The following is a 15752-nucleotide window of genomic DNA, read 5'->3' as shown; positions in this document are numbered from 1 at the left end:
TTAACGGATCGTTTCATTATTGGGCGGAGTGTCTGATGGTCCAGAGGCCAATCATGTCCGATCTCCTGCTGTCCAGCATATTTACCGCCTTTACCATGGTGCGGGTGCTGAAAGGGCCGTGGCTGCGCAATCCGCAATATCTGGCCACCGGAATTCTCGGAGCGATCGTCGCGGTGCTGCTGCTGCACGGACTGTGGCCCGCCTATGACGATGACTTCGTCATAGGCGGCGTGACAGGCATATTCGGCTCGTGGGCCGGAATGGCGTTGTTCGACGCCATATTGGGCGTCGCCTGACCGCAACGCAGACGCGTCCGACCGCATCGATGATGCGATCGGTCCAGCGTGGTTTGCAGTCCCGTTCACGATTGCGCGCTTACCCCCGACCCATGCGGGCTTCACGACCGCCGCGGCGGCGGCCACCGTTTGCAGCGCCATCACCTGGCGCATTGACCTGGGTCGGCGCCGCGACGGCATGGCCGCCTTCGGCCGGCTTGTAGTCCTTGTAGGTCCTGATCCAGTTGGTGCAGTTCTCGTCGGTGCCGTTGAGCACATTGGCGCCGCGCACGGCTTCCATTTCCTGCGGACGCACCGGGTTCATGATGGCGCTGGTCATGCCGGCGCCGATCACCATCGGGATGAAGGCGGCGTTGATGCCATGGCGATGCGGCAGGCCGAAGGAGATGTTGGACAGGCCGCAGGTGGTGTTGACCTTGAGCTCTTCGCGCAAGCGGCGCAGCAGCGCGAACACCTGGCGGCCGGCATCGCCCAGCGCACCGATCGGCATGACCAGCGGATCGACGACGACATCGTGCGCGGGAATGCCGAAATCGGCGCAGCGCTGGACGATCTTCTTGGCGACGGCGAAGCGCACATCCGGGTCCATCGAAATGCCGGTCTCGTCATTGGAGATGGCGACGACCGGGACGTTGTATTTCTTGATCAGTGGCAGGATGGCTTCGAGCTTCTCTTCCTCGCCGGTGACGGAATTGACCAGCGGACGGCCCTTGGCAACCTTGAGCGCCGCCTCGATCGCGGCGGTGACCGAGCTATCGATCGACAGCGGCAGGTCGACGAGACCCTGGACGATCTCGAGCGTCTGCACCAGCAGCGCCGGTTCGGTCGCGTTGGGGTCGACGGCGGTGACGCCGGCATTGACGTCGAGCATGGTGGCGCCACACGCGGCCTGTTCCAGCGCGTCCTTGATGACGGTCTCGAAATTGCCGGCGACCATCTCGGCGGCGAGCTTTTTGCGGCCGGTCGGGTTGATGCGCTCGCCAATCACGCAGAAAGGCTGGTCGAAGCCGATGATGATTTCTCGTGTCGCCGAGGCAACGATGGTCCGGGTCATGAAATCTCTCCGTCGTGATATAAAGAGTTCTTTATATCGTTATCTCTTGTCGATCAAGCGAATGGTGGTCTTCCGCGCGGATCAATGCGCGGTCTTGACCATATCCACCTGGGTTTCGGTAATCTCGTCGTGCAGGATGTGGTCGAGCCGGTCGGCAACCATCTGGTCGTCGCGACGGATTTCCCGCTTCCAGGGTTGGCGGCCCTTGAGCACGCCCGATTCATCGACGATCTCGGCGACATACTCCTCCTGGCGGTAGGCCATCACATGGACGCCCGAGATCCCAGGGATTTCCTTCACCTCGTTGATGATGTCGATGCAGAGCTGCTTGCCTTCCTTCTTCTGGTCCTGCGCGCCTTCCAGCCGCTTGATGACGGCATCCGGGATGTGGATGCCCGGCACGTTGGAGCGGATCCACTTGGCGGTCTTGGCCGAAGCGAGCGGGCCGACGCCGCACAGCACGAACACTTTTTCGGTGTGGCCGAGATCGCGCGCCTTCTGCATGAAGGTCCTGAACATCGGCACGTCGAAGCAATATTGCGTCTGCACGAACTGCGCGCCGGCGGCGATCTTCTTGCCGAGATGGATCGGGCGGAAGTCGAAGGGCGGCGCGAACGGGTTGACGGCGGCGCCGAGGAAGACCTGCGGGGGCGTCGTCAGCTTGCGGCCGGACAGGAACTTGCCGTTGTCGCGCATGATGCGGACGGTTTCGAGCAGCGACATGGAATCGAGGTCGAACACCGGCTTGGCGCCGGGCTGGTCGCCGGCCTGCACGCCGTCGCCGGTCAGGCACAGCATGTTGGCGACACCCATGGCAGCACCGCCCAGCACGTCGCCCTGGATGGCGATGCGGTTCTTGTCACGGCAGGCGATTTGCATGATCGGAGCATAGCCCATGCGGGTCAGCAGCGCGCAGATGCCGACCGAGGACATGTGGCAGTTGGCGCCGGAAGCATCGACGGCGTTGATGGCGTCGACCCAACCGTCGAAGATCTTGGCCCGGTTGTAGACGTCCTCGGGATCGGCGCTGTCGGGAGGATTGAGCTCGGTCGTCACGGCGAATTCACCGCGCCGCAGCACACGCTCCAGCCGGCCGCGGGAGGAGTGGCCGGGCAGGGGATCGAGCGGCAGGTGAATGCCCGCCGGGTTCTCGTCACGCTGACGGGCGGTCATGCGCCGGCTCCGGTCTTTGGCGCGGCGGCTGCTTCACGGGTGGCCGCCGCCTGCGCGGTGACCCGCAGCCAGGCGGAGGTTTCGCGCAGCGACTGGTCGACCGGCTTTTGCACAGCCAGGATCTTGTCGGAGTTGACCATGTTCTGCGAGCCTTCCCACGCCTTGACCCAGACGCAAGGCATATCGGGCTCGACCTCGCAATTGCCATTGGCACGCACGCCGCCGCAGGGGCCGTTGCGCAACTGCTTGGGGCAGTTCATCGGGCAGGACATGCCGGTCGACGACAGGATGCACTGGCCGCACATGCGGCAGTCGAACATGAAACCCTTGACGCGCTTCTCGACGAATTTGATCGGGGCCTCGACGCGGCCGTAGCCGATGCCTTTCCACAGAGGATGGAGGAGCAGAAACATGTCGGCGAAACGGGAATAGAACCATTCGAGCAGGCGCGAATGCCGGATCGACCATAGTCTCACCGCGAAGGAGCGCTGCACGCGCCGCTGCGGCGACACGTCGGCCGGCTTGTAGTCGGATTTCGGCGCCGCCTTCTTGACCAGGGTGGCCTGGGTCACCGTCGGCCCATCGTTCTTGACAGGAGTGGTCTCAGACATGTTCTTTGCCGCCCGCCTTGACCAGAGCGACCAATCTTTCACGGTCATATTTCGCATCGAGGTCTTGGAAAGCCTTTTCGACCTCGGCTTCGAGATCGTCGCCGACAGGAACCGGATCGGCCTTGCGCCATTCGGCCAGATAGTCGTCTGTGCCGCCGGCGCCGGTGCGCATGGCGCACATGTCGATGGCTTCGGTGAAGCGCAGCGGCAGCTCGCGCTTGGCATTCTGCCGACCCTTCTTGACGATGACCTGGGCAGGGATGTCGCGCCAGTAGACGACGATAAGATCGGCCATGAATTCTCGCTCCTCGATCCCAGAGCATTGCCGGATGCGCAATGGACCCGCTTGTTATGGGACGACGCGCGCGCATTCAAAAGCGACGCATTTCAATGTCGTAAAATGAAAGGCGTGTTTATTCGTTCGCGGGGCGCACCGGCGGCAGGCTCGGCATGCCGAAAGGCCGTCTGGCCCTGTGCGGCTCCTGGCTGACGAGACCCTACCAAATTCCGGTTCTGAGGCCGGTCCAGAGGTAGAACCAGATCGTCGGATGATACCACTGTTTCGAAGGCAGGCCGGGATCGAAAGTCGTTAGTTTTCCGGCCAGGGCATCGCCGACCGCCTCGATGCAGATATCGCGCGAGAACGCCGCTTGGCGCAGCGCGTGGCTTGAGATGGTGTCGCCTTTTTGCGGTCTGCCGCGTGCCTGCTTCAGCACGCCGCCGGTGTCGACGCCAGCGTCGACGAGGTGGATGGTCGTGCCGAAATTCTGCGCATCGCCTGATACCAGGGCCCAATAGCCGCCATTCATGCCGCGATATTTCGGCGTGATGCCCGCATGGTAGTTGAGCACCGGGCAGGGCATTTCGCGCAGCATCTCGGCCGAAATCAGTCGGCAACCGTTGAGCAGCACGACGCCTGGCTGGATCTTCTGGATCGCCTGCAGGCACTCAGGTCCATTGGCCGAGGGCACCCGGATGATCTCCTGGCCTGGGCGCGGCTCAACCTCCAGTCTCTCCTCGGCAATCAATCGCGCGCTATGGCCGGCCCGCAGCCGCTTGCCCAACCTGCTCAGCACCATGGTGCCAAGCTGGCCCATGGCCGAGACCCAGCCCTGGCGGCGAGCCCGAGCACGCAGCAATTGCTTTTTGGATTCAGGAGTTTCGAGGATGACGCTGACAGGACCAACGCGATCGGCGATGGCGTTGATCATGGCCCAGACATGCTGGCCGCCGCCGGTCACGACGACGATCGACGCGCTGGTTCGAACCGGTGAAGACATGGCCCGCTTTCCTGCCTTGCACGCGGCCGGCTGCCGCATGCTGGGCGGATTTGTGCCGGAATGGGGTTAAATCTTGATGACCACGTTCAGCGCTTGAACTCGATGATGTCGAGCTTCGATTCGTAGTAGGGCGCGGGAAGTTCGATGCGCCATTCGCTGGCACCGGTGCGGAATGCATAGCCGACCTGGTCGGTCTGCGGACCGCTGCCGTAAGGTTTTGCCCGATCGTTGTTGACGGAACCGGAGCCGAGATAGATGGCGCGCTTCTCGCCATCGTCGAAGAAGCGACCCTGGGTCCGTTGCGAGCCGCTGACCTTTGCAAGCCGCCAACCGGAACCATCGTCGGTCACTTTGCACTTGAACCAGCCATAGATGACGAGCGGGCTCAGACCGCCTGCCTTGATGGTGCGGCACTTCCAGTTGCCGGTCAGGTCCTTGTCGGAGAACGACACCAGCGGCTTGGCGAGCATGGCATCGAGTTGTTTGACGTCGGCCGGGTTGCCCGCTTTCGCCTCGGCGAGCGCCGCCTTGCGCGTTTCGCCATATTTGTCGAGGCGGACCTTGTCGGCAGGTGTGATCAGCTTCTGCACCTGGCCGTCGGCAAGAGCGGGCAGGGTCCAGCAGAGCAGGCCGATGGCGGCGAAAAGGTAACGAAGGATCATCTGGAACTCCCTGAGTCTCTAAAATGGCGGTCGAAAAAATGGCAGTTGGTGTCTGGAGGGGCGCCGTTGCCGGTCGATGGCTGGTTTTATCGGGTCGCTCGCGCCTGTCATCCGTGCTTAACAGCGTTGCCGTCAGAAATCATGGTGTGACGTATGCGAATCTTGCTGACGGGATCGTCGGGTTGGCTGGGCAGCGCGCTGGCGCCGCGCTTGCGCGCGCTTGGTCACGAGGTGACGGGTCTCGATCCTGTTCCTTCGGTGGAAACGCGGATGATCGGCTCAATCGCCGATCGCGATCTGGTCATGCGGGCGGTCGCGGACAACCGAATCGAAGCCATCATTCACAGCGGAGCGCTGCACAAGCCCAATATAGAGAGCCGCGCCAATACCGATTTCGTCGCCACCAACGTGCAAGGGACGCTGAACCTTCTCGACGCCGCGGTGGCGAGCGGGGTGCAGCGCTTCGTCTTCACCTCGACCACCTCGCTGATGATCTCGCAGACGATACGCGACGGCTTCAAGGGCGGTGCGCGAAAGGCCGCCTGGCTGACCGAGGCTATGTCGCCCGAGCCGCGCAACATCTATGGCGTGACCAAGCTTTCAGCCGAACATCTCTGCCGTCTCTATCATCTGCAGCATGGCCTGCCGGCAGTCGTGCTGCGCACGGCCCGCTTTTTCCCCGAATCCGACGACATGGCGCACGCGATCGAACAGTCCGACGCCAACACCAAGGCAAATGAATTGCTGTTCCGGCGGCTGACGGTGGAGGATGCGGCGGAAGCTCATGTCGCCGCGCTGGAGAAGGCGCCGCAACTTGGCTTCGACATTTTTATCGCCTGTGCGCCGACGCCGTTCCGGCCTGATGATTGCGCCGAACTGATCGCCGATGCGCCGTCGGTGGTCGCGCGCTATTTCCCGCACTTTCCGGCGCTGTACGCGCAAAAGGGCTGGACGATGTTTTCCTCCATCGACCGCGTCTATGACGCCTCGCGGTTGCGGGAGAGGCTCGGCTTTGTCTGTAAGACGAGCTTTGCCGATGTGCTGGCGGCGCTAAGGGCGGAGGAGGGCGCCTAGCGCATTGCGCTCAGGCGATCTTCGCCGCCTGCGCCATCTCCGTCGTCAGGTCGCCATAGCCGGTCGCGCGCCGCTCATAGGCAAGGCCGAGCAGGGCGGCGGCCTTTTCCGCGACCTTGTCGAGTTCGGGATCATCGGTCTGGGCCAGATAGACCAGCTTTTCGTAATTGCCGAAATAGTCCTTGATCAGCTCCGGGTGCTTGTCGAGGCCGAGCGGCTTCATGAAGAAGGCATCGAACTGACGGCACAGGAAGTCCGTCATATAGAAGGACATCATGTCGTCGTCGGCGATCTTCGCGTAGGCTTCCATGCCTTGATAGAAGGCGAAGCAGTGCGGGCCGGCCATGCGCTCGACGCCATGCTTCTCGATGACGCGGTCAAGCAGGCCACCGGTGCCGCAATCGGCATAGCCGACGAAGATGTGCTCGTACCCCTCCGTCTTGGCCTTCTCGATCGCCTTGTCCATGGCGGGTGCGATGCGGTCGGGATAAAAATGAAACTCCGCCGGCAGGCAGGTCAGTTGCAGGTGATCCAGCCCGAGCTGTTCCTTGACGGCCAATACCTCACGCGCAATCATCCCACAGGCGATGACAAGCAACCTGTCTGTTTGATTCGGTTTCGTTTTTTGCGTCTTGACCAAGTCGATCAGGCTTTCGCTGCGGGGCTAATTTATCTGTCGAGGGAAACACCGTCCATGAAACTTCTACGCATCGCGCCGATAGCCATTCTCGCCTGCGCACTTGCACTCACCGCCTGCGCCAACACCGTTCGGGGTGTCGGCAAGGATGTCAAATCGACGGCAAGGGCGGTCAAGGAGACTGTCGCCAACTGATCGGCAGCCTCTGCCATCATCCGRGAACAAAAAAGCCGCGCTGCAAGGCGCGGCTTTTCTTGTCGGTCATCCTGATGCCTTGGGTCAGGCCGAAGCGCGGACATTGTGCTTGCGCTTCATGAAGTCCTTGGCGGTCTCGACGGCCACCGCGGCATCGCGGCAATAGGCGTCGGCGCCGACGGCCTTGCCGAATTCCTCGTTGAGCGGCGCGCCGCCGACCAGCACGACATAGTCGTCGCGAATGCCCTTTTCCTTCATCGTGTCGATGACGACCTTCATGTAGGGCATGGTGGTGGTCAAAAGCGCCGACATGCCAATGATGTCGGGCTGATGCTGCTCGATCGCATCGAGATATTTCTCGACTGCATTGTTGATGCCGAGGTCGATGACGTCGAAGCCCGCGCCTTCCATCATCATGCCGACGAGGTTCTTGCCGATATCGTGGATGTCGCCCTTGACGGTGCCGATCACCATCTTGCCCTGCTTCGGCGCGCCGGTGGCGGCGAGCAGCGGGCGCAGGATGAACATGCCGGCCTTCATGGCATTGGCGGACAGCAGCACTTCGGGCACGAACAGGATGCCGTCGCGAAAATCCTCGCCGACGATGCGCATGCCTTCGACGAGTGCCTCGGTGAGCACCTTGTAGGGCGCCCAGCCGCGCTCCAGCAGGATGCGCGTGCCTTCCTCGATCTCTTCCTTCAACCCGTCATAAAGGTCGTCGTGCATCTGCTGCACCAACTCGTCGTCGGAAAGTTCAGACAGGATGATTTCGTCGTCGGACATTTTTATCCAGCTCCTCACGGCATCGCGACTGCGTCGCAAGGCACAAAATATTAGCGTTCATACCTAACCCGCAACGGGCGGGTATCCATAGCTGATTTGCGACTTCCCGCAAAAGGAAAGCGACTGGAAAATCTATTGGTTTTCTTGTCGATTTTGCGACAGGCGTTGGCGCGGACGGGCCGTTTCGAATAGGGTGCATGGCTACGATCCGGCGAAAGCCGCGCAATGCGGCCACAACGGCTACGGACCAGCCATCGTCAGGCCAGGCCATATTCAGGGAAGAGCGATCATGAGCGAACACGCGGCAGTCGACCAGGAAGCGTCAAACGCGCGGCGTGGGCGAGGCGCGAGCGGCGGAGCGGCGGCAAGGCGCGCCGCGCGTTCGGGCGGCGGACCCGGCACCCAACTCACCTACATCAAGCGCAAGATCAACATCTATGAGGTGCTCGACGAGGAAGGCCTGGCGCTAATCGAGAAGAACACCGATACGGTCCTCGAAGAGATCGGCATCATCTTCCGCGACGACGCCGAAGCGTTGCAGCTGTGGAAGGAGGCCGGCGCCGACGTCAAGGGCGAGCGCGTGCATTTCCCGAAGGGGCTTTGCCGTTCGTTGCTGAAGACCGCGCCGTCCATCTATACCCAACATGCCCGCAATTCCGAGCGCTCGGTGCAGATCGGCGGCAATGCTACCGTCTTTGCGCCAGTTTATGGTCCGCCCTTCGTGCGCGACCTTGACGGGGTGAGGCGCTACGCGACGATCGAGGATTTCCAGAATTTCGTGAAGCTCGCCTATATGGCGCCGTCGATCCATCATTCGGGCGGCACGGTGTGCGAGCCGGTCGACGTGCCGGTCAACAAGCGCCACCTCGACATGATCTATTCGCACATAAAATACTCGGACAAGCCGTTCATGGGCTCGGTGACCGCGCCGGAACGCGCCGAGGACACCGTCGCCATGGCCAAGCTCGTCTTCGGCGACGATTTCGTCGAGAACAACACGGTGCTGACCAGCCTGATCAACGCCAACTCGCCGATGGTGTTCGACGAAACCATGCTGGGCGCGCTGAAGGTCTATTCGCGCCACAACCAGGCCTGCATCGTCACGCCGTTCATCCTTGCCGGCGCGATGAGCCCGGTGACGGTCGCCGGCACGTTGACGCAGGTTCTGGCCGAAGTGCTGGCCGGGGCATCGTTCACGCAGCTCATCCGGCCGGGCGCGCCCGTTCTGTTCGGCACTTTCGCCTCGTCGATCTCGATGCAGTCGGGAGCGCCGACCTTCGGTACGCCGGAGCCGTCTCTGGTGTCCTATGGCGCCGCCCAATTGGCGCGTCGCCTCGGCCTGCCGTTCCGCACCGGCGGTTCGCTCTGCGCGTCCAAGGTTCCGGATGCGCAGGCGGCCTATGAGAGTGCCAACACGCTGAACTCGACGATCCTAGCCGGCACCAACTTCGTCCTCCACTCGGCCGGCTGGCTCGAGGGCGGGCTGGCGTCCTGCTATGAAAAATTCATGATGGACATCGACCAGCTCGGCATGCAGCAGAAATTCTCCGAAGGTGTCGACCTGTCGGAGAACGGGCAGGCGATGGACGCCATCCGCCAGGTCGGCCCCGGCAGCCACTATCTCGGCTGCGACCACACCCAGGCCAATTTCCAGACGGCGTTCTACCGCTCCAGCATCGCCGACAACAATTCCTACGAACAGTGGCTGGCCGAAGGCGAGAAGACCGCCCCGCAACGCGCCAATGAGCTCGCCCGCCGCTGGCTGGAAAGCTATGAGGCGCCGTATCTCGATCCGAGCATCGACGAAGCCCTGAAGGAGTTCATCGCCAAGAAGAAGGGGTCGATGCCCGACGCCTTCACTTGAAAGGAGCCCGAGTCAGGCGGGGCTAAAGTCGCCAACATCATCCACAAGGAAGTCTGGCGGAGCGCCTTCTCCGACCCGGACAAGAAGGGATGATTCCGTGCGCGGCATGATCGAAGAGATCTCGGCCGCGCTCGTCGTCAACGGCCTCATCCTGCGTGGCGGTTTCGTTTTCCCCGTTGATGAGGATGCCCCCCACATCGCCTCGGGGGCTTTGGCGAAATCCGTGCTGCTGGTCGGGCAGGCAGGTGCGGCACCCTGGCCGCATTTCCTGCGCTGGCGGGAGCAGCAGCCGTCGACAATCGCCAATCCGCTCGACAGCTGGTCGCGGCAGGTCATCGGCGACGTAGCGGAGGCATTTGGCGCGCGCGCGGTTTCTCCATCCGACAAGCCCTATCTGCCGTTCCAGCAATGGGCTGTTCGAGCTGAGGGGCTAAAACCGTCGCCGCTCGGCATCCTGATGCATCCGCAATACGGCCTTTGGCATGCCTATCGCGGCGCTTTGCTGTTCGAGGACGAGATCGCGCTTCCGGGGCCGGGCGAGCCAGCGCATCTCTGCGATGCGTGTGTCGAGAAACCTTGCCTGAAATCCTGTCCGGTCGATGCCTATTCCACGAAAGGCTTCGCCTATCAGGCCTGCCTAGCGCATGTGCGGGGCGGCAATGGCGAACCGTGCCGGAGCGGCGGCTGCCTCGACCGCAATGCCTGTCCCTATGGCACGGAATATCGCTATCCGCCTGATATTCAGGCCTTCCACATGGCGGCATTCGCCGGGCTGTGATCGTCACGCGATCCTGCACGAAATGTTGACGGGTACTTTCAAGGAATGCCTTGCCGTGGCGGGCCGCGTGGATATGTATCGCGCATCCGACAGAAGGAGCACGCAATGGCAAAGCAGGACCTCAGGATCAAGACCCGTGACGGCGTGGCCAAGGCGGGCCTGTTCCGCTCAGCCAAGACGTCTCCTGCCAGGTCCGGCGTCATTCTCTACCAGGACGCCTTCGGTCCGCGTCCGGCGCTCGACGGCATGGCCGAACGGCTGGCGGGCGAGGGCTATACGGTGCTGGTGCCGGACCTGTTCCATCGCAACGCGCCCTACGGTCCGTTCGACGCCAAGACCGCCTTCACCGAGGAAAGCACCAAGGCCGCGCTGATGGCGCTGGTCACCGGCACGACACAGCAGATGACCATCAGTGACGGCGAGGCCTTTCTCGATACGCTCGCCGGCGAAGGCGCTACGGGTCCGATCGGCACGGTGGGTTATTGCATGGGCGGCGCGCGGGCGCTCAACGCCGCCGCGGCCTACCCGGACAGGATCCGGGCCGCCGCCAGTTTCCATGGCGGCAATCTTGCCAGCGATGCCGCCGACAGCCCGCACCGCAAGGCAGCCGCCATCAAGGCGCGTGTCTATGTCGGCATGGCGGGCGTCGACAGGAGTTTCCCGCCGGAGCAGTCGACACGGCTGGAGGAGGCGCTTCGCAATGCCGAAGTCGACCATGTGATCGAGAACTATGTCGGCATGGCGCATGGCTGGTGCGTGGCGGACCACAGCGTCTACAACCAGGCCGGCGCCGAGCGGCATTGGCAAAGGCTGATCACGCTGTTTGCGGAGACGCTGGGATAGGGGTTCTGCCTGCTGGGACAAGCGCCAATTTCGGGCACTCCGGCACGAACCTTCGAGCGTTGGCCCCCATCCGCCCTCCGGGCACCTTCTCCCCGTGAGCGGGGAGAAGGAAGAGGCCGTTTGCCAAAAAATCTTTCCATCATCCCAAGGATTAGCCATTAGCCTTCGTCCAACAGGCAAATGATGGCGATGATGCTGGATGAGAGCGAAGCCTCCGACGCCGAACTGATCGGGCGGGCGAAGGGCGGAGACAGGGGGGCCTTCGGCATATTGCTGGAGCGCCACTACGACTTCGTCTATCGCGCCGCCTATCGCTGGTGCGGCAAGAAGGCGGATGCCGAAGACATCGCCCAGGAAGTCTGCGTCCGGCTCGGCAAGGCGATCCGCGACTATCGCGGCGGCAGCGCCTTCACGACATGGCTCTATTCCGTGACGATGAACGCGGCACGCGACATGATGCGCAAGACAGCGCGCGAGACCGTGAAGACCGAGGCCTATGGCGTCCATGCCCTGATTTCGGGCGAGGCGGCGGCCGAGAGTGAGGATCCGGCCGAGGCGCTGTGGATCGCCGTGCGGCAGCTTCCGGACAAGCAGCGCGACGCCGTGCTGCTGGTCTATGGCGAAGGCTTGAGCCACGCGGCCGCCGCCGAGGCGATGGCGATCTCGGAGACGACGGTTTCCTGGCACATCCATGAAGCGAAGAAACGGCTGAAGACGCTGATGCGCTCGGCCGGGGAAGTGTGACCATGGTCGACGATAACGAACTCAGCAAACTGCGCGACGCGGCAGTGCCGGCACCGGGCGAGAGCGCAAAGGCGCGCGCCTTCGAAGCTGCCTTGCGCGCCTATGATCAGGAAAATATTTCGGCAGTCACCCAAGGATCGGTCGGCGGTCTTCGTCTCACGGAGCGAGCACAAAAGCTCTGGAGCGAGATCATGCAAAAGAAACTCATTGCCACGCCGGCCCTTGCCGGGCTCGTCGCCCTGCCGATCGCCGGATACGCCACTTTCCATCTGCTAAGGGAACAGCCTGCCAAATTCGGCGGCGACGAAAAGATCACCGAAACGCTGGCGGACAAGCCGGCGACGCTGAAGCCGCTGGCCAAGCAGGCGCCGGGAGATCTGACGGTCAACGAGCCCACCGTGGCCAACCCTCAGGAAAAGGACAAGAAGGCCGATGCGGATGTCGAGAGCCGCGACGCCACGGAAGTTCTGGTCGCGCCGACCGCGCCGCCGAAGGCCGAATCGACCGTTGCCGGGATTGCGCAGCAGAATGCCGCTGGCGGCAAAGGGGTGGTGATGAGACTTGCGCCTCCACCTCCGTCCGGGGAGTTCGCTCTGGATGGTACGACCAGCGCGCCCAGGAGTTCGAGGGTTGCGCCCATGGCCGAGTCCAAACTGATGGCGCCGCAGCCGACCCCGGCACCGGCGGATCAGGTCGCGCCGCAGGAGGAAAACCGCAACCGCGTCCAGGATTTCAAGACCAATCCGGTGCATGCGGCGCTCGAAGATCCGGTCTCGACCTTCTCGATCGATGTCGACACCGCCTCCTATTCTTTCGTGCGCCGTTCGCTGAAGGAAGGCTCCGTGCCGCAGGCCGACACGGTCCGTATCGAGGAGATGATCAACTACTTCCCCTATGACTGGAAGGGGCCGGAGTCGGCGTCGACGCCGTTCAACTCGACTGTCAGCGTCATGCCGACGCCGTGGAACGGGCACACCAAGCTGATGCATGTCGCCATCAAGGGCTTCGACATCAAGCCGACCGAGCAGCCGAAGGCCAATCTGGTCTTCCTGATCGACGTTTCGGGCTCAATGGACGAGCCGGACAAGCTGCCGCTGCTCAAGTCCGCATTCCGGCTGCTGGTCAGCAAGCTGAAGGCCGACGACACCATCTCGATCGTCACTTATGCCGGCGAAGCGGGCACTGTCCTGGAGCCGACCAAGGCCTCCGAAAAGGACAAGATTCTCAATGCTATCGACAATCTGACGCCGGGTGGCAGCACGGCCGGCGAGGCGGGCATCAAGGAAGCCTATAGGCTGGCGCAAAAATCCTTCGTCAAGGACGGCGTCAACCGGGTGATGCTGGCCACCGATGGCGACTTCAATGTTGGACAGAGCGACGACGATGATCTCAAGCGCCTTATCGAACAGGAGCGCAAGAGCGGTGTCTTCCTGTCGGTGTTCGGCTTCGGCCACGACAATCTGAACGACCAGATGATGCAGACCATCGCCCAGAACGGCAACGGCACCGCCGCCTATATCGACACGCTGGCCGAGGCGGAGAAGGTGCTGGTCGAAGATGCCTCCTCGACGTTGTTCCCGATCGCCAAGGACGTGAAGATCCAGGTCGAGTTCAATCCGAACAAGGTCTCGGAATACCGCCTGATCGGCTACGAGACCCGGGCGCTCAACCGCGAGGACTTCAACAATGACCGCGTCGACGCCGGCGATATCGGCTCGGGCCATTCGGTCACCGCGATCTACGAGATCACGCCAAAGGGCAGCGGTGGCGAGCAGATCGACCCGCTGCGCTATGGCCAGGCCACGGTCAACAATGGCGGCGTCGCCAATGCGGACGAATATGCCTTCGTCAAGATCCGCTACAAGCTGCCGAACGAGGACGTCTCGAAGCTGATCACCACGCCGGTGACCTCGGCCAACGAGGTGACGTCCTTCGACCAGGCCAGCACCGACCAGCGTTTCTCCGTCGCGGTTGCCGCCTTCGGCCAGAAGCTGCGCGACGAGGATGCGACCGCGAAGTTCGGCTACGACAAGATCATGGAGATTGCCACCGCCGCCCGAGGAGCCGACCCGTTTGGGTACAGGTCCGAGTTCCTTTCGCTTGTGCGCCTTGCCTCGGCGCTGGGCGGTAACCGGTAGTGGCAATACGGCCGGTTCCTTTCAGACGGGGGATCGTTCTGACACGGGAGCCGGCCTACGGGCGGGTGAGGCAGGCCGGCGAGGGGTTCATTCCCTTGCCGGCCTTTTTTCGGATCTATTGATGTTCAGGTGAGAGCGGCCTGACCTGAATCTCAACAGATCCCAGGGCGCGGCCTTAACCCCGCATGATCGTTAAATTGCGCGGCATTTCCGGTACCGGATCGCAACTCCCTCTTGCTACATCGGTCATGTCTAAAGGCTTGAGGGAGCCGGAATTGCAGATCACGACTATCGCCAACTCGCCATCGCCGGCACGCGACACCTCGGCGGTTTCACCAGCCCCGTCCTCAGAAACCAGACGCATCGGCGACGACGTCGCCCAGGCGCGCAAAACCGCCATGTCGGCGCTGACCAACGACCGCTTCCGCGCCATGCTGGAACAGATAACCGACCCGGCTTCATCAGGCGCGCTGATGACGATGCGCGGCGACAATGTCGTCGATTTCAAGTCGGCGCAGGCGAGCTACGCCGACAACAGCGAATAATCAAAGAGGTTCAGGCGCGGCCCCGGCGCCGTTCGCGGCGGGCTTCGCTTGTCTCGGCGGTGTTTTCCGTCGCCACCTTGTTGCGCATCGGACCGATGCGCTCGACGATCGTCTCAATCGTCGGACGGCTGGCTTTGGTGTGGGCATCGAGCGCCTTGCGCATGGCGGCGAGGTGTTGGAACGAAGTGCCGCAGCAACCGCCGACAATCTTGGCGCCGGCATCTACGGCGAGGCGAACATAATCAGCCATCAGCTCCGGCGTGCCGGAGTAATGGATCTCGGTGCCGCGGAATTCCGGAATGCCGCAATTGCCCTTGACGATCACCGTCGCCCGCGGTTTCGCCTCGGTCATGTCGAGCAGCGAGGCCAGGATGTCCGAGGCGCCGACGCCGCAATTGGCGCCAACGCCGAGCGGTGCTTCCGACAGTCCATCAACGACACCATGAATGTCTTTCGGCAACAGGCCCATCATGGTGCGGCCGGCGGTGTCGAAGGAGCCGGTATAGGTGTAGGGCAGGCCGACGCGGATGGCGGCTTGCGCCGCGGCGCGGATCTCGTCGGGCGCCGACATGGTCTCGATCCAGGCGACTTCGGCGCCGCCTGCCTTGAGACCCTCGATCTGCTCGGCGAAGGCGTCGACCGCCTCGTCATAGGTCATGGCGCCAAGCGGCACCAGCAATTCGCCGGTCGGGCCGACGGAGCCGGCAACGATCACCTTGCGGCCGGCCTTGTCGGCGACGGCACGGGCAATCTCGGCGGCACGCTTGTTCAGCGCATGCACGCGGTCCTGCGCGTGGTGAAGCTTGAGCCGGTGGCGGGTGCCGCCGAAGGAGTTGGTCAGGATGATGTCGGCGCCGGCATCGACGAAATTCTGATGCAGGCTGGTGATGGTGTCGGGTGCTGTCTCGTTCAACAATTCCGGCGCCTCGCCGGCCTCCAGACCCATCGCGAACAGATTGGTGCCGGTGGCGCCATCGGCCAGCAGCACGCCCTTTTCGGCGAGCAGGGCATCGATCGGATTGGTGGTGGTCATTGGATTGGCTTTCGTGTTTCAAATTCAAATAAGGATATAAAG

The 15752-nt window shown here is 62.7% G+C and carries 18 protein-coding genes; 9 read left to right on the top strand and 9 right to left on the bottom strand.

The features are described 5' to 3' along the window. The first annotated feature begins 35 nt into the window (after positions 1 to 35). A complete protein-coding gene (locus C1D09_RS15000; protein ID WP_095772951.1) occupies positions 36 to 296 on the top strand; it encodes a hypothetical protein in 261 nt (86 codons plus the stop codon). A gap of 79 nt (positions 297 to 375) precedes the next feature. On the opposite strand, the gene C1D09_RS14995 is transcribed toward C1D09_RS15000, so the two are convergent. The 6 genes from C1D09_RS14995 to C1D09_RS14970 form a co-directional block, all read right to left on the bottom strand. After that, positions 376 to 1350: a methyltetrahydrofolate cobalamin methyltransferase gene (locus tag C1D09_RS14995; RefSeq protein ID WP_010910015.1), complete on the bottom strand. Its 975-nt coding sequence runs from the start codon at positions 1348 to 1350 to the stop codon at positions 376 to 378. A gap of 81 nt (positions 1351 to 1431) precedes the next feature. Continuing rightward, positions 1432 to 2523, bottom strand: a complete 1092-nt coding sequence (locus C1D09_RS14990) for a methylenetetrahydrofolate reductase (protein ID WP_143975050.1) — start codon at positions 2521 to 2523, stop codon at positions 1432 to 1434. Then, a complete protein-coding gene (locus tag C1D09_RS14985; protein ID WP_143975049.1) occupies positions 2520 to 3134 on the bottom strand; it encodes a methylenetetrahydrofolate reductase C-terminal domain-containing protein in 615 nt (204 codons plus the stop codon). Before C1D09_RS14985 ends, C1D09_RS14990 begins: the two co-directional genes overlap by 4 nt. Beyond that, on the bottom strand, positions 3127 to 3429 hold the full coding sequence (locus C1D09_RS14980) for a virulence factor (protein ID WP_143975048.1): 303 nt from the start codon (positions 3427 to 3429) through the stop codon (positions 3127 to 3129). Before C1D09_RS14980 ends, C1D09_RS14985 begins: the two co-directional genes overlap by 8 nt. Before the next feature lie 202 nt (positions 3430 to 3631). Then, the gene (locus C1D09_RS14975; protein ID WP_143975047.1) at positions 3632 to 4414 is read right to left on the bottom strand and encodes a formyl transferase; all 783 of its coding nucleotides are present in this window, start codon (positions 4412 to 4414) and stop codon (positions 3632 to 3634) included. A gap of 86 nt (positions 4415 to 4500) precedes the next feature. After that, positions 4501 to 5076, bottom strand: a complete 576-nt coding sequence (locus C1D09_RS14970; RefSeq protein WP_143975046.1) for a DUF4893 domain-containing protein — start codon at positions 5074 to 5076, stop codon at positions 4501 to 4503. 153 nt (positions 5077 to 5229) lie between these two features. On the opposite strand from C1D09_RS14970, the gene C1D09_RS14965 reads away from it, so the two are divergent. After that, positions 5230 to 6150, top strand: a complete 921-nt coding sequence (locus tag C1D09_RS14965) for an NAD-dependent epimerase/dehydratase family protein (RefSeq protein ID WP_143975045.1) — start codon at positions 5230 to 5232, stop codon at positions 6148 to 6150. Between the two features lie 10 nt (positions 6151 to 6160). Here C1D09_RS14965 and C1D09_RS14960 read toward each other — a convergent pair whose 3' ends face one another. Beyond that, complete coding sequence (locus C1D09_RS14960) at positions 6161 to 6790, bottom strand: DUF1638 domain-containing protein (protein ID WP_143975044.1); 630 nt, start codon at positions 6788 to 6790, stop codon at positions 6161 to 6163. A gap of 54 nt (positions 6791 to 6844) precedes the next feature. Between C1D09_RS14960 and C1D09_RS14955 the strand changes: the two genes are divergently transcribed. Beyond that, on the top strand, positions 6845 to 6982 hold the full coding sequence (locus C1D09_RS14955) for an entericidin A/B family lipoprotein (RefSeq protein ID WP_143975043.1): 138 nt from the start codon (positions 6845 to 6847) through the stop codon (positions 6980 to 6982). Between the two features lie 84 nt (positions 6983 to 7066). Here the strand turns inward: C1D09_RS14955 and C1D09_RS14950 are convergent, their stop codons facing one another. Further along, positions 7067 to 7765 (bottom strand): corrinoid protein, encoded by a 699-nt coding sequence (locus C1D09_RS14950; protein ID WP_032930649.1) that lies wholly within the window; start codon positions 7763 to 7765, stop codon positions 7067 to 7069. Positions 7766 to 8054: 289 nt separating this feature from the next. Between C1D09_RS14950 and C1D09_RS14945 the strand changes: the two genes are divergently transcribed. The 6 genes from C1D09_RS14945 (at position 8055) to C1D09_RS33150 (ending at position 14677) form a co-directional block, all read left to right on the top strand. Continuing rightward, the gene (locus C1D09_RS14945; RefSeq protein WP_010910006.1) at positions 8055 to 9629 is read left to right on the top strand and encodes a trimethylamine methyltransferase family protein; all 1575 of its coding nucleotides are present in this window, start codon (positions 8055 to 8057) and stop codon (positions 9627 to 9629) included. A gap of 97 nt (positions 9630 to 9726) precedes the next feature. Further along, positions 9727 to 10407 carry a hypothetical protein gene (locus C1D09_RS14940; protein ID WP_167514621.1) on the top strand — a complete coding sequence of 227 codons (681 nt, stop codon included), beginning with the start codon at positions 9727 to 9729 and terminating at the stop codon, positions 10405 to 10407. Between the two features lie 105 nt (positions 10408 to 10512). After that, positions 10513 to 11250, top strand: a complete 738-nt coding sequence (locus tag C1D09_RS14935) for a dienelactone hydrolase family protein (protein WP_143975042.1) — start codon at positions 10513 to 10515, stop codon at positions 11248 to 11250. A gap of 183 nt (positions 11251 to 11433) precedes the next feature. Further along, on the top strand, positions 11434 to 11994 hold the full coding sequence (locus C1D09_RS14930) for an RNA polymerase sigma factor (protein ID WP_143975086.1): 561 nt from the start codon (positions 11434 to 11436) through the stop codon (positions 11992 to 11994). Positions 11995 to 11996: 2 nt separating this feature from the next. Next, complete coding sequence (locus C1D09_RS14925; protein ID WP_143975041.1) at positions 11997 to 14132, top strand: VWA domain-containing protein; 2136 nt, start codon at positions 11997 to 11999, stop codon at positions 14130 to 14132. A 275-nt stretch (positions 14133 to 14407) separates the two neighbouring features. Next, positions 14408 to 14677, top strand: a complete 270-nt coding sequence (locus C1D09_RS33150) for a hypothetical protein (RefSeq protein WP_167514620.1) — start codon at positions 14408 to 14410, stop codon at positions 14675 to 14677. Between the two features lie 10 nt (positions 14678 to 14687). Here C1D09_RS33150 and bmt read toward each other — a convergent pair whose 3' ends face one another. After that, positions 14688 to 15710 carry a betaine--homocysteine S-methyltransferase gene (gene bmt, locus C1D09_RS14915; protein ID WP_143975040.1) on the bottom strand — a complete coding sequence of 341 codons (1023 nt, stop codon included), beginning with the start codon at positions 15708 to 15710 and terminating at the stop codon, positions 14688 to 14690. Between the last annotated feature and the right edge of the window lie 42 nt (positions 15711 to 15752).

The organism is Mesorhizobium intechi, from assembly GCF_002879535.1.
In the GTDB taxonomy this organism is placed as follows: Bacteria; Pseudomonadota; Alphaproteobacteria; order Rhizobiales; family Rhizobiaceae; genus Mesorhizobium; species Mesorhizobium intechi.
This window is presented reverse-complemented; position numbering and strand designations above follow the sequence as displayed.